Source organism: Alistipes ihumii AP11 (assembly GCF_025144665.1).
In the GTDB taxonomy this organism is placed as follows: domain Bacteria; phylum Bacteroidota; class Bacteroidia; order Bacteroidales; family Rikenellaceae; genus Alistipes_A; species Alistipes_A ihumii.
In genome coordinates this window covers 2,251,083-2,272,789 of sequence record NZ_CP102294.1, presented here as the reverse complement: position 1 = coordinate 2,272,789, position 21,707 = coordinate 2,251,083, and the positions used below count along the sequence as shown (strand labels likewise).

Sequence of the window (21,707 nt, the reverse complement as noted above, 5' to 3'; positions counted from 1 at the left end):
CGTTCGCAGATCTTCCGTCGCGGAGGTGCAGTCCCCGAAGCCCCGGTCCGCTGTACGTCGACTCCGGATATCCGGGTAAACCGCCGGACTTAATCGACGACCGCACGACTTTCCATCGACGGCAATACGCTCCGTAGCGGCACACGGTCATCTGCACGAAAGAACGCCGCAAACAATACAATATCAACCAGATTTTACCCCCCAGAACAGGCAGGTTTCCCCGCCTCGCATAAACGCCCCTTGCCGCATCAGTCCTCATACGCGTATCTCGTCGTAACTTTTCCCGATTATCTTGTCGCACCCAGAAACGACCTTCCTTACAGAACAATACGCATAAAAAAATCCGTTTTCTGACGGGGGAAGCAATATTTCTCCGTTTGCAGAAGTTATTATACACATCTATTTTTGCGACGTCAACGTATGCAGCGAGTATCGGAATTCACGGGTAATAGGGTCGTGTTGCGAATTGCGAATGTTCCTTCGGTCGTCGCAGTACGTTCTCCCGGCATTGGACGCCGCGTCCCGGAATCCCGGACGGTTTTTCAGGACACGCGCCCGTTCGCCCGCTTATCCGTTCCGCGCGGCATTTCCTTATCGCAGGCATCGGAAAAATATGGTCATATGTTCAGGGGGGTATTGTTCAGTCTTTCGGATTCCTACTCCCCCGGACGATAGAAAACATCGCGTATGCAGAAAGTTAAATTTTCTCCCGAGCCACAAAAGCTGAAAGAGACCGTCCGCAGGTTGTCGCGCGTCCGAATTCAGCTCACCCGCCGGCAGTGGATCGTTGCGGTTGCCGCACTGGCTGCCGTTGCGGCCCTGCTTATTTGGTTGTTACGTCCGCAGACGCAGCAACCCGTCTACCCGATCGTCGCGGTCGAACCGGTGACTACGGACAACGTGAACATATACGGGGAATATGTGGGACGGATCCGGGCACAGCAGTTCGTCGAAGTCCACGCCCGTGTGGAAGGCTATCTCGAGCAGATGCTTTTCGCCGAAGGAACCCATGTCAACAAAGGACAGACCCTCTTTGTCATCGATCCGAAACTTTATCGCGCCCGGGCGAACCGGGCGCGGGCTCAGTTGAACAAAGCCCGTGCGCAGGCATTGAAAGCCGAGCGCGACCTGAACCGCATCCGGCCTCTTTACGAGCAAAATGCCGCCAGCCAGCTCGATCTCGACAATGCGATCGCCGCTTACGAAAGCGCTGCGGCGGACGTCAAAGTCAGCGAAGCCGATCTCACGCAAGCCGAGATGACGCTGGGCTACACGACCGTACGATCGCCCATTTCGGGCTATATATCCGAACGCAGCGCGGATATCGGCACATTGGTCGGTCCGGGAGGACAGTCACTGCTGGCCACCGTCGTCAAAAGCGACACGGTCCGCGTGGATTTCAGTATGACGGCGCTTGACTACCTGCGCAGCAAGGCGCGCAACGTCAACCTCGGTCACAAGGACTCCACCCGCAAATGGGACCCTTATATCACCGTTACGCTGGCCGACGATTCGCAATACCCGTTCCGCGGCCTCGTCGATTTCGCGGACCCCCAGGTCGACCCGAGGACGGGCACTTTTTCCGTCCGGGCCGAAATGCCCAATCCGGAACACGTCCTGCTGCCCGGACAGTTCACCAAAGTCAAGCTGTTGCTCGACGTCCGCGAGAACGCCGTCGTAGTACCGTCCAAGGCGCTCGTGATCGAGAAGGGCGGCGCCTATCTTTTCGTCGTGCGCCCGGACAGCATCGTGGAGAAGCGTTTCGTGGAAACAGGGCCCGAATTGGGCAACAGCATCGTAATCGAGCGGGGACTGGTTCAGGGCGAGGACATCGTCACGGAAGGATATCACAAACTCTCGCATGGGATGAAGGTACAACCCGCAAGGGAAGCCGTCCGGAAAGAAACCGAAAAGGAAGAATAGCCTATGAAACTGGATTTCTTTATCGATCGTCCCGTGTTCTCCACGGTTCTGTCCACCGTTATCGTCATCGTCGGGATCGTGGGCCTCGTACTGTTGCCCGTAGATCAGTATCCGCAAATCGTGCCGCCGGTAGTGAAGGTCTCGGCCTCCTATCCGGGAGCGAACGCACAGACCGTCACTCAGGCCGTGGCCACTCCCATCGAGCAGGAACTCAACGGTACGCCCGGCATGATCTATATGGAGTCTTCCAGCTCCAACTCGGGCAGTTTCTCCGCCACGGTCACTTTCGATATATCCACCGATCCGGACTTGGCGGCCGTCGATATCCAGAACAGACTGAAACAGGCCGAATCGCGTCTGCCAGCCGAAGTGGTGCAGAACGGCATTTCGGTGGAAAAGCAGGCATCCAGCAAGCTGATGACCATTACCCTGCTCTCGTCCGACCCGAAATTCGACGAGATTTACCTGAGCAATTACGCCACACTGAACGTATTGGACATGTTGCGCCGGATTCCGGGCGTGGGCAGCGTATCGAACGTCGGCAGCCGCTATTACGCCATGCAGATATGGGTGCAGCCCGATAAACTGGCCAACCTCGGGCTCACCGTCAGCGATCTGCAAGCGGCCCTAAAAGACCAGAACAGGGAGTCAGCCGCCGGCGTGCTGGGACAGGCGCCGATGGAAGGCGTGGACATCACGATCCCCATCACCGCTCAAGGCCGTCTTTCGTCGGTCAGTCAGTTCGAGGAGATCGTAATCCGGGCGAATCCGGACGGCTCGATCATCCGGTTGCGCGACGTAGCGCGTATCTCGCTCGAAGCCTCGTCCTACAATACCGAGAGCGGCATAAACGGCGGGAACGCCGCCGTACTGAACATCAACATGCTGCCGGGAGCGAACGCCATGCAGGTCGCCGAATCGGTCCGGGAGACGATGGAAGAGATCAGCCTGAGTTTTCCCGAGGGCATCTCCTACAACATCCCGTTCGACATGACCACGTATATTTCGGAGTCGATCCATCACGTTTACCGCACGTTGTTCGAGGCCCTGTTGCTGGTGATTCTGGTCGTTTACCTCTCTCTGCAAAGCTGGCGCGCAACGATCATTCCCGTTGTGGCCGTGCCGATCTCTCTGATCGGCACCTTCGGCGTGATGATGCTTTTCGGGTTCTCGCTGAATATGCTGACGCTGCTGGGATTGATTCTGGCCATCGGCATCGTGGTGGACGACGCCATCGTGGTGGTGGAGAACGTGGACCGCATCATGCACGAAGAGCACCTTCCCGCGCGCGAAGCGACAAAAAAAGCGATGAAGAATCTGGGAGGGGCGCTCATCGCCATGTCGCTGGTACTCTGCGCCGTTTTCGTGCCGGTAAGCTTCCTGTCCGGGATCACGGGACAGCTCTACCGCCAATTCACGATCACGATCGCCGTATCGGTAGTGATCTCCACGATCGTGGCGTTGACGCTCAGCCCTGTCATGTGTTCGCTTTTCCTGAAACCGGGCTCCGGCCGCAAAAACCGTTTCTTCCGGCGGATTAATTTCGGACTGGCCACAGGCAACCGCTTCTACGGTCGTATGATCCGCGCGTCGCTGAAACACTCGCGGCGTATGTTTACCGCTTTCGGAATCATCATGGTCGGCATCTGGATGATGAACCGACTCGTGCCCAGCAGTTTCATGCCGCAGGAAGATCAGGGTTACTTCACCGTGGAACTGGAATTGCCCGAAGGGGCAACCATCGAACGCACCCGGGAAGTGACGGACCGGGCCATGGCTTTCCTGACGGCGGAACCGGACGTACAGTACGTGCTGAACGTCACGGGTTCCAGCGCCCGCGTAGGGACCAATCAGGCCCGCAGCCTGCTGACGGTCATTCTCAAGCCATGGAACGAACGGCAGTCGGAGAGAATCGACGAGGTGATGAACCGCGTGCGGACCGAACTGTCGAGATATCCCGAGAGCAAAGTCTACCTCTCGACTCCCGCGGTCATCCCCGGTTTGGGTTCTTCGGGCGGTTTCGAAATGGTGCTCGAAGCCCGCGGCAGCATGACCTACGAAGAGCTGCAGCGCGCGGTCGATACGCTGATGCACTATGCCGGGCAACGCCCGGAGCTTACCGGACTGGCATCGTCCATGCAGGGAGACATTCCGCAACTGTATTTCGACGTGGACCGCGACAAGGCGCAGATGCAGGGCGTCACTCTTTCCGACGTTTTTTCTACGATGAAAGCGTTCACCGGTTCCATTTATGTCAACGACTTCAATATGTTCAACCGCATTTACCGGGTTTATATTCAGGCCGAGGCGCCCTACCGCGCCTATCGGGACAACCTGAACCTTTTCTTCGTACGCGGCTCGAACGGAACGATGATTCCTGTCACATCGCTCGGAACGACCGATTACACCACCGGACCCGGCACGATCAAACGCTTCAACATGTTCAACTCGGCCACCGTCACGGGCGAGGCGGCCCACGGGTACAGTTCGGGTCAGGCCATGAAGGCATTGGAGGAAGTCGTCCACGAACACCTTCCTCCGTCGGTCGGGGTGGAATGGAGCGGTCTCTCCTATCAGGAGAAACACGAAGGCGGGAAAACCGGTTTCGTGCTGGCGCTGGCTTTCCTGTTCGTTTTTCTGTTCCTTGCCGCACAGTACGAGAGCTGGTGGATTCCGGTAGCCGTCCTGCTTTCGCTGCCGGTAGCCGGTATCGGGGCTTACATGGGCATCTGGCTGTGCGGCCTCGAGAATAACGTCTATTTTCAAATCGGTCTGGTAATGCTCGTGGGGCTGGTAGCCAAAAACGCGATTCTGATCGTGGAATTCGCCAAGGAAGCGGTCGAAAAGGGACAAGATACGGTGACGGCCGCCTTGACGGCAGCGCATCTGCGTTTCCGCCCGATTGTCATGACCTCGCTGGCTTTCATCCTCGGGCTGCTGCCGCTGGTTTTCGCTTCCGGTCCGGGATCGGCCAGCCGGCAGGGCATCGGGACGGGCGTTTTCTTCGGCATGCTGGTCGCCATTACCGTCGGCATCGTCTTCGTCCCCTTCTTCTTCGTATGGATTTACCGGATCAAAGCAAAACTGAAACGATGAAACGGAACCCGCTTGCATTTTTCTGCCTTCTCGGTGCCGTCGCATGGCTGTCCTCGTGTTCCGCCGTGCGCCAGTGCAAAGCCCCGGAGCTGAATCTTCCGGAACGGATGGCGGATGTCGGACCGGATACGCTCTCGGTCGCCGATACGAAATGGTGGCAGTTTTACGGCGATACGCTATTGTGCAGGATCATCGAGCGGACGCTTTCTCACAATAAGGACCTGCTCGGAGCGGCGGCCAACGTGGAGCGAATGCGGCAACTTTACAGGGTGAGCAAAGCCGAACAACTGCCCGTGTTCAGCGCTCCGGTCTACGCAAAGTACGAAACGAACGACTACTCGGGCGAATCGCCTGTCCGCGACCCGGAGCTGGGCGCCAAACTGACGGCGGAGTGGGAACTCGACCTGTGGGGAAAATTGCGCTGGGCGCGGCGGCAGGGGAATGCGGAATATCTGGCTTCGGTCGGAGCCCAACGAGCGATGCGCATGTCCTTGGTGGCCGAAGTAGCCACGGCCTATTTCCAGCTGATCGCCATGGATAACGAACTGGCCGTCGTGCGACGTACATTGGCCACACGCAGCGAAGGCGTGGAACAGGCCCGGTTGCGCTTCGAGGGAGGGCTGACTTCCGAAATGGTCTACCAGCAGGCACAGGTGGAATACGCTACGACCGCAGCGCTCATTCCCGAACTGGAGAATCGCATCAAACTCGCCGAGAACGGCATTTCGCTGCTTATGGGCGAATATCCGGGCTGGGAGATCGTGCGCAGCCGGATGAATACGCAGGCCCTTATGCCCGACAGTCTGCCGGCCGGGCTTCCCTCGGCGCTGTTGCAGCGAAGGCCGGACGTACAGGAGTCGGAGCAGCGGCTACGGGCAGCCATGGCCGCTGTCGGCATAGCCTATGCCGACCGTTTCCCCCTGCTTACCATTTCGTTGACGGGAGGATGGGAGAATGATGCTTTGGAGAACTTTCTCCGTTCGCCTTTCTCGTATGTGGCGGGCAATCTCGCCGCCCCCGTTTTCGGATTCGGCCGCAAGCAGGCGAAATACCGCGCCGCCATGGCAGCTTACGACGAGGCGCGTCTGGAGTACGAACAGAAAGTGCTCGAGGTCTTCCGCGAGGCGGCCGACGCGGTTGCCACCTACCGACATGTCCGCGAAGCGGCCGCCCTGAAAGGCGCTTTGTGCGACGCAGCCCGCGAGTATGTTCGGCTGGCCCACCTGCAATACCGTGCCGGCAGTATCAACTATATCGACGTACTGGATGCCCAACGGCGCTATTTCGACGCCCAGATCGGACTGAGCAACGCCGTGCGAGACGAGCACCTTGCTCTGGTAGGGCTCTACAAAGCGTTGGGCGGCGGTTGGCAGACCGGAGCGGAATGATCCGTCACGGGACAGAAGCGTTCCTTTCTGTCCGTCGGCCCCCCCCGACGGCGTCCGGGCCGTACATTCGCGCCCCGAAAAGACAGTGAAAAAACATATAACCAAACGGAACGAGCGTATTCCCGTCCGGTCCGATCATACGGTTTCGCACGCCCCGGATATTGCGGACGGATGATGGAAGGCCACTCGCAATTCTCTCTTATATCAGCCCCCCGTCGAGCGGCAGAAACGCAATGGTTTTTCGCATCGGATTCACTCGATTCGTTCCCGCATCATCCCTAACCGTCGGATTCCTTGCATGCGCACCCGCTTCGCCAGTCCAAGTCACCGTCCAGTTCATGGCATACGACACCAATTTTTCACTGCTAATTGCATGTATGTTCATGCTCTTGCAACCGCCCAAAGAAAAAACGCCCGCATAATCGACGATTATGCGGGCATTCCTGAATTCCATTCAATTTCTTGGCGGAGAGGACGGGATTCGAACCCGACTCCGCTATATATCTGAGAGTCAAATACTTTCTATTTTATCTTTTTTGACAGGTAACGATTTGGAAACTAAGCGTTCATTTTTTGTCCGAACCTGTCTCAAAGAACCTTTATTACAGTGCGAATATAAATATTCTTTTTTATTTACACAAATTATTCTTATTTTTTTGTATACAAAAGTCTTCGATTGGCTGTTGTTTGGTGGTTCGTGTCTTATTTAAGCAGACAGAAGAACATTTTATTGATTGGATTAAGATTGATTTTGATCAGAGTATTCGTTACCGCTTTGGTTATTTTAGATTTGAGACAGGGGGCATATAGGTATATATATACCTATATGCCCCCTGTCATAACTAAAACAAACACTAAAACTCAATTATCATGAAAACACTAACCTCATTGCCCCTGTTCGACCTGCTCGAAAAGTCTACACGGAACCATGTTCTTACAGACATCGCCCTCGATGCCGCTTACGATGATTTCGTTTCGGCACTCGCTTCGCTCTGCGATACCGAAACCTCATTTCCGCACCTGATGCGTGTACTTTGTTACACCCGCTTGGAGTTTACAGCTTTACAGAAGCAAATCCTGCATACCACCGGTGGTGGGGCGGCTGAAAAAAAATGTGGCCGTAGTATGCCACAAAGCCATTGAGATGATCCGCTGCGAAGAACAGACGGCCTGTCGACCGCAGCCTCACATGGAAAGGCTGACATGGCAGGACAGCAAGACCGGCTTGTGCGAAATTATCTTCGCATGGCAAGCCAAAGGTTCCTTCGGGAATATCCCCATGACAAAATTGGCGGCCTACATCCAACAGGTATTCAATATCGACTTGGGTTCCAACTTGAGCCGCACACTCGGGGAGATGAGGCTGCGTAACGACCCCACACCTTATCTCGACAGTATGACCGATGCACTCCTGAGAAAAATGAAACGGACAAAAATAAAACGGTAATCGGATCGACATATACACCAGTTATGGGTATACGACCGACTTAAAAAATCTATCGAGCCGCTAAAATTCGAAAATCAGGGAACAGGTCAGCTTTTACACCTGTTCCCTGATTTGTTTGCATATTACTGTATTTTGAGTGCATTGTTCAGACAGTTAATGTGTTAATATGCATTCTTGCGTATGAATCGCTTTCATATACGTAAAGAGATGGACATTCTTTTGCATTCTATATTTTTTAGAACCAGTCTGTTGTAAAAATATTCGACAGAAATCCATACCGTATTCTGTATATCGCCTTGATCTAACCCAAACCTTTGCTGTAAGTAATTTCAAATAGCGAAGGTTATGGAAGTTATCACTTTCGACTCGGCGGCATTTCGTAAGCTGCAAAGCGACCTGAATAAGATCATGGAGTTTATCGAGGAGCAGCAAAAACGGCAGCACGACCCGTCGGCAGACGATGAGATGTGGATCGACAACTACGATGCCTGTACGTTCCTCAAGATCAGCGAGCGTACGCTCCAGCGACTTCGCGCCGCTAAGAAAATCACCTATTCGCGCTTGGACCGCCAGGTCTACTATCAGGTGAAGGAGATCAAGCGAATGTTGCGAAACCACCTGATCCGCAGCAACGAGGAATACCTGCGGGATCTGCTCGAAAACCAACGACTCTATGCTGAGCAAAGACGCGCTGCTAAGCCGAACAAATAACGGTTTGGACGTCTTCCGGCATTATATCCCGGGGGCGTGGCGTGTAGGTCGCAACTTTCTCAATCCGCTCTATAAGGATACCAAGCCCTCGTGCAACGTATATCTGGACCGACGCAGCCGTCAGTACCGGCTCAAGGACTTTGGAAACGATGACTATAGCGGCGATTGCTTCGCCTTCGTGGGGCGTCTCTTCTCGCTGGACTGTGCCCGGCCGGAGGATTTCATCAAGATCCTGCGGATCATCGACTCAGACCTGCATCTGGGGCTGGAAAGCGGCCAGAGGCCCTCGGCCGCTGTATCCAATGAAGTCATAGCCCGTAAGGTTACACCCGTACCACCGGAGCGTGTGAGCCGCCCGTACCGCTATGCGGATAAAGCCTTTTCCGAACAAGAGACAGCCTATTGGATGCAATACGGCATCGGGCGCAGCACGCTCGACCGCTACCATGTAGTATCTGTCGGAGAGTACAGCAGCCGGAATAAGGACGGTGAGCCTTTTACACTGCGTTCTTTCGAGCAGATGCCTCTGTTCGGATATGTCTTTCCGAAGTACATCAAGCTCTACCGTCCTATGGCCGATAAAATGCGCTTTCTCTATGGCGGCGATCCGGGTGAGAACTACTGCTTCGGGTTAGAGCAACTGCCAGTGCGTGGCGATACGCTCTTTTTGACCGGAGGCGAAAAGGATGTGCTTTCGCTGGCTGCCCACGGGTTCTATGCCGTATGCTTCGGCAGCGAAACCTGCACCGTACCGTCAGCCCTGATCCGTTCGCTCTCGCACCGCTTCAAGCACATCGTCCTACTTTATGATATGGACTCCGTAGGAATAGAAAGTGCCTGCCGTCATGAGCAGGAGCTGCGCCGTTACGGAGTCAAGCGTCTCGCGCTGCCCCTGTCGGGGGTCAAGGGAGAGAAAGACATCTCCGACTATTTCCGTTTGGGCCATAGCGGGGAGGAGTTCCGCGAACTGTTCGTCCGTTTTCTGGACCGTATTTACGAGGAGACCTTCGCCATGCTCAAGCCCTGCGAAGTGGATCCCGTACATCCGCCGGAGGTGCCGCGTACCATCGTCTCCATTAGCGGCGTCCCTTTCGGTACGCAGGGTAACCTGCTCTGCATCACGGGCGGCGAGGGCAGTGGGAAAAGCCACTATGCCGGAGCACTTATCGCCGGAGCCTTGGCCGGGAACGCAGACTCCGATACGTTGGGGGCGACGGTGGCCGGTAACGAGGCCGGCCATGCCGTGTTGCTCTACGATACGGAACAGTCGCTACCTCAGCTCTACAAAAACATATCGGTGATCCTGCGCCGTTCAGGCATCACCATGCCTCCGGAATCGTTCAAAGGCTATTGCCTGAGCTGCATTTCGCGGCGCGATCGTCTGCAGGCCATCGTGCGGAGCATGGACCGGTACTATTATCGATACGGCGGTATCCACTTGGTGGTGATCGACGGCATTGCCGACCTGATCCGCTCGGTCAACGACGAGAGCGAGAGCGTCGAGCTGGTCGAAGAACTCTACCGTTTGGCCGGTATTTATAACACTTGTATTGTGGTTGTGCTGCACCTTGTCCCCAGCGGTATGAAAATCCGCGGATACCTCGGTTCGGAGATCGGCCGTAAGGCCGCCGCCATTCTTTCCATCGAACGGGACGAGAAACGCGACCTGTGCTGCCTGAAAACGCTCAAGGTGCGCGATGGCAGTCCGCTGGATGTTCCGCTGCTCGAATTCGGCTGGGATAAGCAACGGGCGATGCACGTAAGCCGTGGCCAGCGCAGTCCTGAAGCTCAGCAGAACCGTAAACAGGAGGAACTGAGGGCACTGGCCGGAGAACTCTTCCGTCAGCGGAGCGAATACTCTGCCGTAGAGTTGCGTGAGGCGATCTGCCGGATGCTCGACGTGGCCGAGTCTACGGCCAAAAGTTATATCCGCTTTATGAAAGAGAAAAAAATCGTGGTCTGCAAACCGGGATCGATGGAACTGATCCCGGGACCTGCCAACCGTTAAAACCCCGGATGCATATGGAAATGAGCAAAGAAGAATTCATGATGCTGCACGAAAGGCTCCTCGATCGTCTCGATCGGTTGGAGCATAAGATCGAGTCGCTCACTACCATCGGAGGCAAGCAGATGCTCGACAACCGCGACATGCGTCTGCTGCTGAAGGTTTGCGACCGCACACTGCTACGCTGGCGTCGCAGCCGCAACCTGAGGGGATTTCGTATCAGCGGCAAGGTTTACTATATGGCTTCTGATGTCCACCGATTCCTGCAAAGCGAGTATTATCGGAAAGAAGAACGAAATCGCAATAGAAATAATAAAAACCATTTCCATGAAAAAGAACAGTAAAGTAATCGTGCTGGAGCGCAACCGTTTTGCGATGCTCGTCAAGGTCCATCGTAAAAGTTTGCTGATGCTCGAGGTACTGACCTACATTTGTCGAATACGCAACATCGACCTGGTCATGACGCTCGAAGAGGTGTGCCATGTATTGCGCATGGATGCTGCCGTTGTCGAACAACATCGCCACAAGGGGTTGCTGCGCAGCTATGAGGAAAACGGACTGCGTTTGTACGAGGCCGCCGATCTGGTCCGGCTGAAAGCCGCGCTGGACATGATCGATATCTACCGCCGTATCAACAAGGCGGCCATTATTCCCTCATCTTCTAAATCCAAGTCCAAGTAGTATGCAGTACGATCCGGCCCATGTATTCCGATGACCGCCGTCTTGATAGAAACGAACAAGAAAACGATACGCGGTCAAAATCATGTCGAACCATTTGATAACGATGCATTATGAAAACACCCATCAGTTATTACGGCGGCAAGCAGTCCATGCTCAAAGATATCTTGCCGCTCGTTCCCGAACATGATATCTATACGGAGGTTTTCGCCGGCGGTGCTGCCCTGCTCTTCGCCAAGAGTCCCGTGCGGGTCAATGTGATCAACGACCTGAACGGCGAGCTGGTCAACTTTTACCGTACCGTCGTGGCGGACTTCGACGCCCTGCGCCTCGAGGTGCTGCGCACGGCCCACAGCCGCGAACAACACGACGTGGCCTGGTTCATCTACCGGCATCCGGACTACTTCAGTCCGGTCAAGCGGGCTTGGGCCGTATGAGTGCTTAGCCGGCTGGGATTCTCAGGCGTATTTTCGTCTTCCTTTTCGTATACCCGTACTACGGGAAAAAGCGGTGCCAGAGTCTTCGCAGCCAAAGACCGTTTTCTTCCCGAACTCAAGGAATTACTCGAAAAATGCACCATCGAGCAGGACGACGCCCTGAAAGTGCTCTCCCGCTTCGATACCCCGACGACCTTTCATTTCGTGGATCCGCCCTATGTGGGCTCCAATATGGGCCATTATACGGGAATGTTCAACGAAGATAACCTGAACCGCCTGCTCGAGGTGCTCTCCGGAATAAAGGGGAAATTCATGCTGACGATGTATCCCCATGACCTGATCCGCGAGTATGCCGGACGCTTCGGCTGGACGATTCGTCCCGTACAGCGTACCGTGACTGCATCTAATACAAAGCGGCGCAAGCAGGAGGAGTGGATGATTACCAACTATTAATATCACAACAATGTGGACGAAAAAGGATTTATTGAAAGAAGTATACCGTCTCCGCAACATGATCGCCGTGGAGAAAGGCACGCAGCAGATCGCCTTGGATAAGCTCGAGAGCGATTACCGTTTTCAACGAGAGCTCAGGGACTCGAAAGGCTATGAGCTTCGGGAGCAGATCGATGCACTCAACCGGGAGTACACCCGGATCGTCGACGACAAGCAACGTAAGGTGCGAAACGATGCTTACTTTGCCACGTCCGAAGGTGCTGCGCATAAATGGCGGCTGGAAGAGGCGATCGCACAGAGGCAGCAGGCATGGAAGGAGCATATGCAGCAAAGTATCTCGTTCATCGAAGGTCGTCTGCAACAGACTCTCGGCCCGCATTGGGGTGTGAGTCGCTATAACGAGGAACATATGATCATCGGTGTTATCGATGCGGCAGGTTCCACTCCGCAACAGCGTAAGTATTATTTTGGTCAGGATATAGATATCTGGTATGAGGATCGTATGGGGCGCGGCACGAATAATGTCCGATTCCGTGCCAACTGCGGTACTACCGGTAGTTTTGAAATGGAAGGAGGAGGGACTGTGGGCGAGAGGGCCATGTTCTACGTTGGGGTTGGGCGACTGTTATCCGACCGGACCCTCGTCCGGGACATCCGCCACACGATGGCCACGACCGTACAGGTCGCAGGTAATCTGAGCAATGAACTCGCTCGTCTGCAAAAGGAACTGGATGATCCGCTGACAGAACGGAAGCAGACAAGTCTGGCTCCGGCTGATGCAGGGGAAAAACAAAGTCGTCAGCACCACTTTCCGAAACCTCCTAAACCCAAACGGGGAATAAGATAGGCACTGAAAATAAAGCAAGGGACACACGATTCCATGTGTCCCTTGCTTTGTTTAATTGATCGTGTAAATATTATTCCAATACAGTATCCATATGAGAATAGTTCAGCAGATTGATCTCTCCCGCACTGTTTTCCAACGTACCGGCATAAATGACGGCTTTACCCGCTACAGGTTCTTTGATCCATTTATTCATCTGTTTTAGTGCCTTTTCAAATTCCGTATGATAGGTCATCGCCGATTTGATCTCGATGCCATACAATCCGGTTTGTTTCCGGAGTAACAGGTCAATCTCGTTTTGATTCGAATCCCTGTAAAAATAAAGGTTGCTCTCCTTACCCTGATTATATCGCTGTTTTAAAGCCTCCATGGTCACGAAGTTCTCGAACAATGCGCCACGCATTTTGTCCCGTGCAAGTTGCACCGGAGATTCGATGCCGAGTAGGCTGCAGGCAAGCCCCGTATCGGTAAAATAGAGTTTGGGCGTTTTGGTCAGCCGTTTACGGGTGTTCTCAAAATACGGAGGCAGTAAAACTACGATATACGATGCCTGCAAAACGGACAGCCATGCAGCGATCGTATTCGAACTTACACCCACCTCACTCGCCAATTCCGATGCCTTGAACAACGAACCGATACGCCCGGCACAAAGCCGGATAAACGTATGGAACTGCATCATGTCCTTAATTTGCAGCAGATCGCGCACGTCTTTGTCGAGATATGTTTTTACATACGCCGGATAAAGGTATTTCGGAATATTCCGCCCGGCATAAATCGCCGGATAAAATCCGTCGAACAACAATTCATCAAGCGTTTTTTCGGCGGCCTGCTCATGTATCTCGGAATAGGCCAGCGGTAGCAACTCGAAAACGGCCGTACGCCCGGCCAGCGACTGCGAAACCTTCTTCAGCATGGCGAACTGCGAACTGCCTGAAAGAATAAACCGCCGGGTGGGATCTTCGTCCACCATACCTTGAATATAGGACAGCAGGTTAGGCGCGTTATGCACCTCATCGAGAATCATTCCTTCGACATGCTGGTTCAGAAAAGCGACAGGATCATTCTCGGCAAAATTCCGCACGTCGAGGTTTTCCAGCGAATAATACTGTAACTGTGGAAACAAGTTACGGATCAAGGTTGTCTTGCCCGACTGACGCGGTCCGGTGATCGTAATGACGGAGAAATAGCGGAATGCCTCTTTAACCTCATCGGATATCGATCTGTAAATATATTGATCCTTCATATTCTTTATGCGATTTTGAAGTTACACTGCAAATATGCATAAAAATAGTGTCATTACCAACTTTTGTGTGAGATTAAATTCCCGGTAAATTCCAATCGACACATAAAAGCGACATACGCCGGGTGTTTGTTTTTGTCGGTATCCGACTACTTCGGGATATCCGCGACACAATGATCTCGACCGTACAGATCGCAGATAATCTGGGCGATGAACTCGCTCGTCTGCAAACGGAACTGGATAATCCGCTGAATGAACGGAAACGGTAGAAAGCGTAATCGGGAAATACGATGGATACACAATTCAAACCTCCTAAACACAGCTGTAGTATACGCTCATGAAAATCCATCAACTGTTACAAATTATTTCTCATATTTCATATTTTTAATGCAAAAAGACTTAATCGATTAAAGATTTGTTGATCTTATTTTCTGGAAGTTATGAAGTATAGGGCCATCCCTTACTTTGAAGATGAATTTAAAGGTTGTAACGAATAGCGAAAGGAGGCGAAGACTATGCAGCCAGTATATATTGATTTACATATCCACACCTATCCCGACGCGAACAACCGCACTACAGACTATGATATTGTGACGTTGGTAAGGAAAATCAAGGAGTATAACGGCGACGAGCCATTCCTGATTAGCTTTACTGACCATAACACCATAAACAGGGATGTATATCTGGCTGCCAAAGCAGTCGGGGTGAACCTGTTGTTGGGAGCAGAACTGCACATAAAGAACCACGACGACGTAGAGGCCTTCCACTGCCATATCTATTTCAACTTGGATGTTACGAGGGAGAACATTGATACACTGAACGATATTTTGGACAAACTATATGAGAACAAGCTGCCCTGCAGAACAGACCAATCAATTCCCGACATACAAAAGGTAATTAATGCCTTCGACCCTTTTGAGTTTATGCTTTTGCCACACGCAGGTCAGCAACACGGACAGTTTAACTACTCTCTGCATGACGATGAGAAGGTGGACAATGCAATTAGCCGTAGCATCTACTACAACCAGTTTGACGGATTCACGGCACGTGAGGACAAAGGACTGGATACCACGCGAGCTTATTTTCAAAAGCTTGGCATAGCGGAGTTTGTGAACTTGCTTACCTGCTCTGACAACTATGTGCCTAGTAATTATCCTGAACCGAAATCAACGGAGGCTTCACCGTTTGTACCCACATGGATGATGGCGGAACCCACCTACGATGGCGTAAGGTTGTCGCTGTCGGAGAATTCGCGCCTTTTCTACCAAAAAGATAAACCTCACATACAGTGCGAGCACATTGGACGGGTGAAACTTCAAAACGAACTGATTGACATAGACGTGATGCTGAGCGAGGGTCTGAATGTAGTGATTGGCGGTTCATCGTCGGGCAAGACGCTGTTTGTGGACTCGGTGAACAAGTTCTTTGAGAAAGATTTGATGAATTCAGAATACAAGAAGTTTGGGGTGGAGCATATTGACGTGAAAAACCCCTCGGAGATTCATCCCTATTATATCCACCAAAATTTCATAGCAGACCTAGTGAACAGGAATGACGAGGCCTCGATTGACGAGATACCCATCCTGAAAAAGGCATTCCCCAGCGATGACACTGTGAAACGTCAGATCAGCAAGACGCTCGCAGACCTGAAATGCATTGTAGACGAGATGCTGCTGTGCGTGGATAACATTGAGAAGATTGAACGTTGGCTGAAAGACATTCCGCATCCAGGCAAACTGATTACGAAGGGCAAGATAGAGGGCAACATCTTCCTGCCGTTGCTGCCCAAACCCGAAGAGAGAACGAAATGCGACTATTCGGCGGAGGATTACGAGGCTGATGTGGAAATGCTGGAAGAATTGGAGAAGCGGGTGAATGATAATCCTTTCACTTGCAATATCAGCAAGGAGATAGAGCTGATTCTGAGAGAACTGATAAAGGCTAGGGAAAGTTCTATGTTGTTTGACAAAGTCAATGAACTGCTCACTGAACATAAAGAGGAGAAGGACAATGAGTTACAGGAAAGACAGGGACAGAACCAGAGCAATATCAAGAACCGACAAAATTTGATGAAGCACCTACGGGACTATGTGAACTACAGCCGCCGCTTTGCGGAGCAAAAGCAGAAACTAACCGAGATAGACAAGGCGTTCACCACTAAGGAGGTGAAGGCCACTGGTCATACATTGTATATAGAGAACACATTCAAGTTCAATGAAGGGGTTCTGATAGAAGTACTGAACAAGTATTTAAATTCCACTTTCAGAAATATGAACGACGTGGTGCCAGACAACTTGTTCTCATCGAAGTTCAAACTGCGTCCAAAGGTGAGTAGCTTCAGAGAATTGGGTGACCTGATTTACGAATACCTGCGCAAAAACGACCATACATCGTATAAAATTGTCTCTTCGGATGACAGAAACTTCTACGAGATGAGTCCAGGTTGGAAGAGTGCCATTCTGCTGGACTTAATATTAGGTTATGATGCGGGCAATTCCCCCATCATTATTGACCAGCCTGAGGATAACTTGGCGGTGAAGTACATTAACGAGGCGTTGGTTCAGACCATCAAGAAGGTAAAGTATAAGAAGCAAGTGATTCTGGTGAGCCATAACGCCACCATCCCTATGATGGCTGATGCGCAAACCATTGTGCTCTGCAAGAATGACGGCAAGAAGATTACCATACGATCTTCTTCGCTGGAGGGTGAGATTGGCGGAGAGAAGGTGCTTGACCTTATAGCCGACCAGACCGATGGAGGGAAAGCATCGATAAAGAAACGTGTTAAGAAATATAACTTGAAAAAATTCAATTAAGAGATATGCAATTAGTATTCAAAAAAAACGACGCAGGTGATGTGGCTGTGACCATGTTTAAGGGAACAGCTGAGATTCAATTTTCTTATATAGAGATGATTAAGGCTCTGATTGCTGGAGAGTCTCTGGATACTGATTTTAGTGAGACTATCAGCGACGAGGAGAAGAAGCAGATAGAAGAGGTAATACAAGAAATAGAGACTATAACAATGTCCAAGGAAGAGGATACAGAGAACCAAGAGGCCAATAATATTGATTTCTATGATTAAACGATATTGAGATTTTGTCATCTGTCAATGAGATAGACATGCAAAAGGTTGCGAACTAAACAAATAGGCATGTAAATGAAGTAGAAATTAAAGGCATTGTTCGATACACGGTTGCCCTAGAACACAATATTTATCTTAAAAATTGATAATAATGGTTTATCATTCTTCAGTGTAGAACTTGCATTATTCTTTACAAACAAAAATTAAATACGTTAAATCCTCATCTTTTCCTCCATCTACATAATCCACGTAATCACTTTTTACTGCTTAAATCAAAATAAACTGACTGGCAGCAAGTTACAAATACCTCATCGACATATCGAGGAAAAGCGTCATAAAACGTTCTATGTGTTACAATGATTTAAGCACTACTGGGTGATTTCGGTGACCGTAATATCCCGGACCCCAGAAGCGATGGACACCTCGTATGTACGGCTGTGGCCGCCGGAGTCGCTGATCGTGAACCGTCCCCGGTAATCGCCCGAGGGAGTGATGTCGACCGGAACGCTCAGGCCGGTGGCCGTGTTGTAGCCGGTGGTCTTACTGCCTCCCGAGACGATCTTCGCCCCGTCGATCGAGACGCTCCCCGAACCCGATACGTTGCGGTAGGCGATCGTGAAGCGGCCCGTGTAACCCGGCTCGCCGATACGGAACGTGACGGTCGCCACCATGCCGACCTTGCTCGTACCGTAAGCGACCGTAAGCGGATTGGCCGCCCGGAATACGGTCGAGGCATCGACCGTCACGGGATTGTCGTAGGCATCGCTCAGCGTGAAGCGCATCCGCATGTCCCCGGGCTCGGACTGCGTATAGCCCACCTCGAGCGGCGTATCGCTCACGACCCGTCGTCTTGTCCCCTGCGGAAAGTCGCTCCCGTCGAGGAGGGCGCGGCCCGTGCCCTCGACGAGCTCGTAACTCAGGTAGAGTGCGGCGTCGGGATCGTTCGTGCAGAAAGGTAGAAGCTTTAGTGCGGCCGTTTGCGAGCAGTCGTATTCCGGAGCGAAGCCCTCGGAGAGCAACAGCGTGGTCATCGAAACGCGGCAGTCGTCATTGCTGACTCCCCGGACGGTCACCTCCATGCGGTAGTGACGGTTACGCCGCAGGTTGAAGTCGTCCGTCGTATTGCTGCCCAGAAAAATGTAATAGTTCAGCGGAACGCCCATGAAGCTCGCATGGATATGGACGAACGTCGCTCCTTCGGGGGCATGGGCCATGTCCCGCAGCCGGGGTTCGGTGACGGCCGGGTTCGTGCCGCGCAGGTTCTCGGGCAGGTAGTACGTGCGGGCGGGTACGCTGTTGTCCGTGATTTCCTGCTGGTCGAAGCCCGAAAGCAATGTTTCCGTGGCAGGTCGGTTGTCGGCGAAGGGCGCGAGGGTGGCCGGCACGCTGCGCAGCGCAATGGAATGCAGTTCGAGGCCCGGCGGGCACTCCTCTCCGAGCGAGACGCTCAGATCGAGCCGTGCGAGGCATCGCTCCAGCCGCAGGGGAATCTCGGTGGCTCCTTCCACGCGGACGTTTTGCTGGGCGGACATGGCGATACCCCCTCGGGCGAGCTCCTCGTCGTTGCGCAGCAGCAGCGTATAGGCGGCCAGTCGTTCGGCCGTCAGTTCGCCCGGATCGCCTCCCGTATTGGCCAGCGCGAACAGTTCGTAATCGCCCGGGGGCAGGCTCAGCGAAACGCGGCCACCGGGATTTTCGAGGTAGAGACGTTCGGAGGCTTCGGGCATCGTTTTGTGGAAGAAGTAGAGGCTCAGATCGTGCACGGCACTCTCCTGTACGGTGCCGTCGCCGCTGCGGGTCATGGCCTCCGGACTTAAACGCAGGGTCAGGGTCGCCTCCCGCTCCGTATCGGGCACGGGCACATCGTGGGCCGAGAGGCAGCCTACCAGTGTGCAGCAGAGTGCGAGAAACGTCTGAAACAGATATTTTCGGATTGTCATAGTAAGCGAAGGTTATGGGCGGGGCTTTCGGGCCCCGGTCCGGAATGAAACAATGGGAAATGAAGACGGAATGAATCGAAAGACGATGGCTATGCGCCGATACCGATCGTCTGTGTGGCTGGGGGTTCTCAATCGGCCACGGTGATCGTGGTGCTCACGTTCTTGCCGATAAGTCCGGCCAGCGAGACCGCCACGCGGTAGTAATCGTTGCGCAGGATCGTATCGCTCTCGGACTTATGCCTTACGGTCAGGCTGTCGTCCGTGTCGAAACAGAGCTGAGAGATCGACGATAGCGATTTCTCTCGTGCCTTGGTCATCGAGATCGGATCGAAAAAGGGGCGAGTAGTGTTCGATTTATCGGTAAACGATACGGTGACTTGTTCTTCTCACGAAACCGGAGAATTCATTTCGTACGTTTCCTTGCCGCAAAAGGCAAATGTCCAAGCGCCAGTATGGTCGTAATTCAATTTTTCATCGGGTATGCTTTGAATGGATTCATACGAGAAATGCTTCGATGCAGCTGTTCGGGAACAAATGTATCATTGTTTTTTCAGTGATCTTACCTATTCGCTGCCGGGGATATATTGTTTTTTTGTAGATAAATTTCGTCTATCCGACTCATTGACAAACTGGTATATTTATATCAATGGTAAAAAAAACGATACGACGGGTAAATAAAACCGTATAAAGCAGGAAGACGTATCCTCGTAAATCAGGACTAAGCTATCTTTGTAAGAAACTCGGATATTATGACACCCAAAAACGAACCTGCGGTAGCCGTACTGATCGACGGCGACAACGTATCCCACGAGCGGATCGGCGAGATCGTGCGCTTTGCGGAGCAATACGGCGCGCTCGTTATCAGGCGCATCTACGGCGACTGGACCCGACGGACACTGGCCAAATGGAAGAAGGAGGCCAAAGTATACTCGTTCCGACTGGTAGAGGCTCCGTGCTATACGGCGGGCAAGAATACGACCGATATGGCGCTTGTTATCGACGCGATGGATATTCTGCACGGAGGCGGGATAGACTGTTTCTGTATTGCCGCCAGCGACGGGGACTACACGATGCTGGCTCAGCGCATACGCGAGGCCGGGCTCACGGTACTCGGCTACGGAGAGGGCAAGACGCCGGAGGCGCTGGTCGCCTCGTGCCGGGAATTCCGCTATGCCGGGCAACAGCAGGGAGTCGAGCCGGAGCTGCCGCCGAACACGCCGGAGCACTTTATCCGCCGGGACATGCCCCTGTTCGAAGAGGCATTCGAGACGGCCGCTGCCGGGAAGGACGAAGTGCCGCTCTCGCAGGTCGGAACGGCGCTCAAAAAGCTGATGCCCAAGTACCGCATCAAGCGTTACGGCTGCAAAACGCTCGGAGAGCTGTACGAGAGGCTCGACCGGTACGAGCTCGTCAAGACGGAGAAAGGGGTGGCGGGGATGGTGAAAAGGAAACGACTGTAACTAATGGCCGTTAAATTACCATTTTTGAATTGTGCTGATTATTCATTGGAGTATGGAAATACTGTAAATATTGCCATTCTCTCATTCAGATCCGTAATACCTGACTCTATTTTCAGATAGAACAGATGAAGAATAGAGCCGGCAATTTGCCAGCTCTATTCTTCAAAAGACAAATCGTCAATCCAATTTGGGCAGATACTGCCCCCTGTTACCGCCCGGGAAAACCATACTCTGAATCCCTTTTTCTCCGATCAGACCGTAAAAATTCTGCTTCATCGTACTGTCGGTCAAAATGATCAGATTCTTATCGCGCCACCAAGTACCGGTAGAAAGCAAATTCGAACGAGAAATCATGTACAAACGGTATTTGTGCATCTTGGTTAATTCCAGAAATAAAGAATAAGGCTTTGTCGTATCGCCATAATGACCTGAAAGGTTTCCGGCTTCTACAATCGGCCGCCGCTGATGTTTTCGTATGAAAGATCTGACAGAATCCCGACTCAGATAAGGGTCATCTTGAACATAAAGATCCGTTCTTTCCAAAGGCTTCTTCATTAAAGCGTCAAAAGCCGAAACAAAGCGGAGTACCGAATCTTTCTCTATCGTCGCTTTCATGACGGTCCCGTTCGAACCGTCCGTCAGGCAAACCATCCCGTCGGAATCTTTTTTCCAATGACCTCTGGCAATGGATGCCGTCGATATTATATCTTCCGAAGGGAAACAAGTTAAATTGATCGTATAACCACCGTACTTATATAAAGTAACATCATAACATTTGGGGATCGGCCTACTTTCATAATAAACGCTGAAGGTACGACCGATATCTTCGGAAGGAATCGGCTCAGGCTCTTCTATGGAAGGAATCGGCTGACTTTCATAATCAACATTGAAAGTACGATCGATATCTTCGGGGGGGAAAATCGGCCTTTCGCCACGAGCCCGATCACCCTGCAAACAAAGCCCTGTAAACAACAAAAATGCAATAAGACGTTTCATAACA

Annotated in this window: 20 protein-coding genes; 15 read left to right on the top strand and 5 right to left on the bottom strand. The window is 52.4% G+C overall.

Annotation, left to right across the window (positions count from 1 at the left end):
* Positions 1 to 687 precede the first annotated feature (687 nt).
* Genes NQ491_RS09195 through NQ491_RS09185 form a run of 3 tightly spaced genes read left to right on the top strand, consistent with a single transcriptional unit; the run spans position 688 to position 6,407 of the window.
* Positions 688 to 1,923 (top strand): efflux RND transporter periplasmic adaptor subunit, encoded by a 1,236-nt coding sequence (locus NQ491_RS09195; RefSeq protein WP_019245871.1) that lies wholly within the window; start codon positions 688 to 690, stop codon positions 1,921 to 1,923.
* Positions 1,924 to 1,926: 3 nt separating this feature from the next.
* Positions 1,927 to 5,019, top strand: a complete 3,093-nt coding sequence (locus NQ491_RS09190) for an efflux RND transporter permease subunit (protein WP_019245872.1) — start codon at positions 1,927 to 1,929, stop codon at positions 5,017 to 5,019.
* On the top strand, positions 5,016 to 6,407 hold the full coding sequence (locus NQ491_RS09185; RefSeq protein WP_019245873.1) for an efflux transporter outer membrane subunit: 1,392 nt from the start codon (positions 5,016 to 5,018) through the stop codon (positions 6,405 to 6,407). The genes NQ491_RS09190 and NQ491_RS09185 overlap by 4 nt, the downstream gene beginning before the upstream one ends.
* Positions 6,408 to 6,606: 199 nt before the next feature.
* Here the strand turns inward: NQ491_RS09185 and NQ491_RS09180 are convergent, their stop codons facing one another.
* Complete coding sequence (locus tag NQ491_RS09180) at positions 6,607 to 6,861, bottom strand: hypothetical protein (protein ID WP_019245874.1); 255 nt, start codon at positions 6,859 to 6,861, stop codon at positions 6,607 to 6,609.
* Between the two features lie 416 nt (positions 6,862 to 7,277).
* Between NQ491_RS09180 and NQ491_RS09175 the strand changes: the two genes are divergently transcribed.
* The 9 genes from NQ491_RS09175 to NQ491_RS09135 all read left to right on the top strand — a co-directional run bounded on the left by NQ491_RS09175 (position 7,278) and on the right by NQ491_RS09135 (position 12,985).
* Positions 7,278 to 7,550: a hypothetical protein gene (locus tag NQ491_RS09175; RefSeq protein WP_147524813.1), complete on the top strand. Its 273-nt coding sequence runs from the start codon at positions 7,278 to 7,280 to the stop codon at positions 7,548 to 7,550.
* Between the two features lies 1 nt (position 7,551).
* Positions 7,552 to 7,854 carry an RteC domain-containing protein gene (locus NQ491_RS09170; protein ID WP_157365668.1) on the top strand — a complete coding sequence of 101 codons (303 nt, stop codon included), beginning with the start codon at positions 7,552 to 7,554 and terminating at the stop codon, positions 7,852 to 7,854.
* 345 nt (positions 7,855 to 8,199) lie between these two features.
* Complete coding sequence (locus NQ491_RS09165) at positions 8,200 to 8,565, top strand: helix-turn-helix domain-containing protein (protein ID WP_019245876.1); 366 nt, start codon at positions 8,200 to 8,202, stop codon at positions 8,563 to 8,565.
* Positions 8,528 to 10,573, top strand: coding sequence for a toprim domain-containing protein (locus NQ491_RS09160; protein WP_034283005.1), 2,046 nt, complete (start codon positions 8,528 to 8,530; stop codon positions 10,571 to 10,573). The genes NQ491_RS09165 and NQ491_RS09160 overlap by 38 nt, the downstream gene beginning before the upstream one ends.
* Before the next feature lie 14 nt (positions 10,574 to 10,587).
* Positions 10,588 to 10,914 (top strand): helix-turn-helix domain-containing protein, encoded by a 327-nt coding sequence (locus NQ491_RS09155; RefSeq protein ID WP_019245878.1) that lies wholly within the window; start codon positions 10,588 to 10,590, stop codon positions 10,912 to 10,914.
* A complete protein-coding gene (locus NQ491_RS09150) occupies positions 10,898 to 11,251 on the top strand; it encodes a hypothetical protein (RefSeq protein ID WP_019245879.1) in 354 nt (117 codons plus the stop codon). Before NQ491_RS09155 ends, NQ491_RS09150 begins: the two co-directional genes overlap by 17 nt.
* 110 nt (positions 11,252 to 11,361) lie before the next feature.
* A complete protein-coding gene (locus tag NQ491_RS09145) occupies positions 11,362 to 11,685 on the top strand; it encodes a DNA adenine methylase (protein ID WP_019245880.1) in 324 nt (107 codons plus the stop codon).
* The gene (locus NQ491_RS09140; protein WP_019245881.1) at positions 11,686 to 12,138 is read left to right on the top strand and encodes a DNA adenine methylase; all 453 of its coding nucleotides are present in this window, start codon (positions 11,686 to 11,688) and stop codon (positions 12,136 to 12,138) included. It abuts the gene before it with no gap.
* A 10-nt stretch (positions 12,139 to 12,148) separates the two neighbouring features.
* On the top strand, positions 12,149 to 12,985 hold the full coding sequence (locus NQ491_RS09135) for a hypothetical protein (protein WP_147524815.1): 837 nt from the start codon (positions 12,149 to 12,151) through the stop codon (positions 12,983 to 12,985).
* Positions 12,986 to 13,055: 70 nt separating this feature from the next.
* Here NQ491_RS09135 and NQ491_RS09130 read toward each other — a convergent pair whose 3' ends face one another.
* Positions 13,056 to 14,225 (bottom strand): ATP-binding protein, encoded by a 1,170-nt coding sequence (locus tag NQ491_RS09130; protein ID WP_019245883.1) that lies wholly within the window; start codon positions 14,223 to 14,225, stop codon positions 13,056 to 13,058.
* Between the two features lie 512 nt (positions 14,226 to 14,737).
* On the opposite strand from NQ491_RS09130, the gene NQ491_RS09125 reads away from it, so the two are divergent.
* A complete protein-coding gene (locus tag NQ491_RS09125; protein WP_019245885.1) occupies positions 14,738 to 17,038 on the top strand; it encodes a hypothetical protein in 2,301 nt (766 codons plus the stop codon).
* 5 nt (positions 17,039 to 17,043) lie between these two features.
* On the top strand, positions 17,044 to 17,307 hold the full coding sequence (locus NQ491_RS09120) for a hypothetical protein (RefSeq protein ID WP_019245886.1): 264 nt from the start codon (positions 17,044 to 17,046) through the stop codon (positions 17,305 to 17,307).
* A 368-nt stretch (positions 17,308 to 17,675) separates the two neighbouring features.
* Here the strand turns inward: NQ491_RS09120 and NQ491_RS09115 are convergent, their stop codons facing one another.
* Together NQ491_RS09115 and NQ491_RS09110 are read right to left on the bottom strand one after the other, a co-directional pair.
* A complete protein-coding gene (locus tag NQ491_RS09115) occupies positions 17,676 to 19,247 on the bottom strand; it encodes a DUF4906 domain-containing protein (protein ID WP_051012987.1) in 1,572 nt (523 codons plus the stop codon).
* A gap of 128 nt (positions 19,248 to 19,375) precedes the next feature.
* Positions 19,376 to 19,564, bottom strand: coding sequence for a hypothetical protein (locus NQ491_RS09110; protein WP_019245888.1), 189 nt, complete (start codon positions 19,562 to 19,564; stop codon positions 19,376 to 19,378).
* A 432-nt stretch (positions 19,565 to 19,996) separates the two neighbouring features.
* Between NQ491_RS09110 and NQ491_RS09105 the strand changes: the two genes are divergently transcribed.
* Positions 19,997 to 20,707: an NYN domain-containing protein gene (locus tag NQ491_RS09105; RefSeq protein ID WP_019245889.1), complete on the top strand. Its 711-nt coding sequence runs from the start codon at positions 19,997 to 19,999 to the stop codon at positions 20,705 to 20,707.
* A gap of 177 nt (positions 20,708 to 20,884) precedes the next feature.
* On the opposite strand, the gene NQ491_RS09100 is transcribed toward NQ491_RS09105, so the two are convergent.
* Positions 20,885 to 21,703, bottom strand: a complete 819-nt coding sequence (locus tag NQ491_RS09100) for a hypothetical protein (protein ID WP_147524816.1) — start codon at positions 21,701 to 21,703, stop codon at positions 20,885 to 20,887.
* Positions 21,704 to 21,707 lie beyond the last annotated feature (4 nt).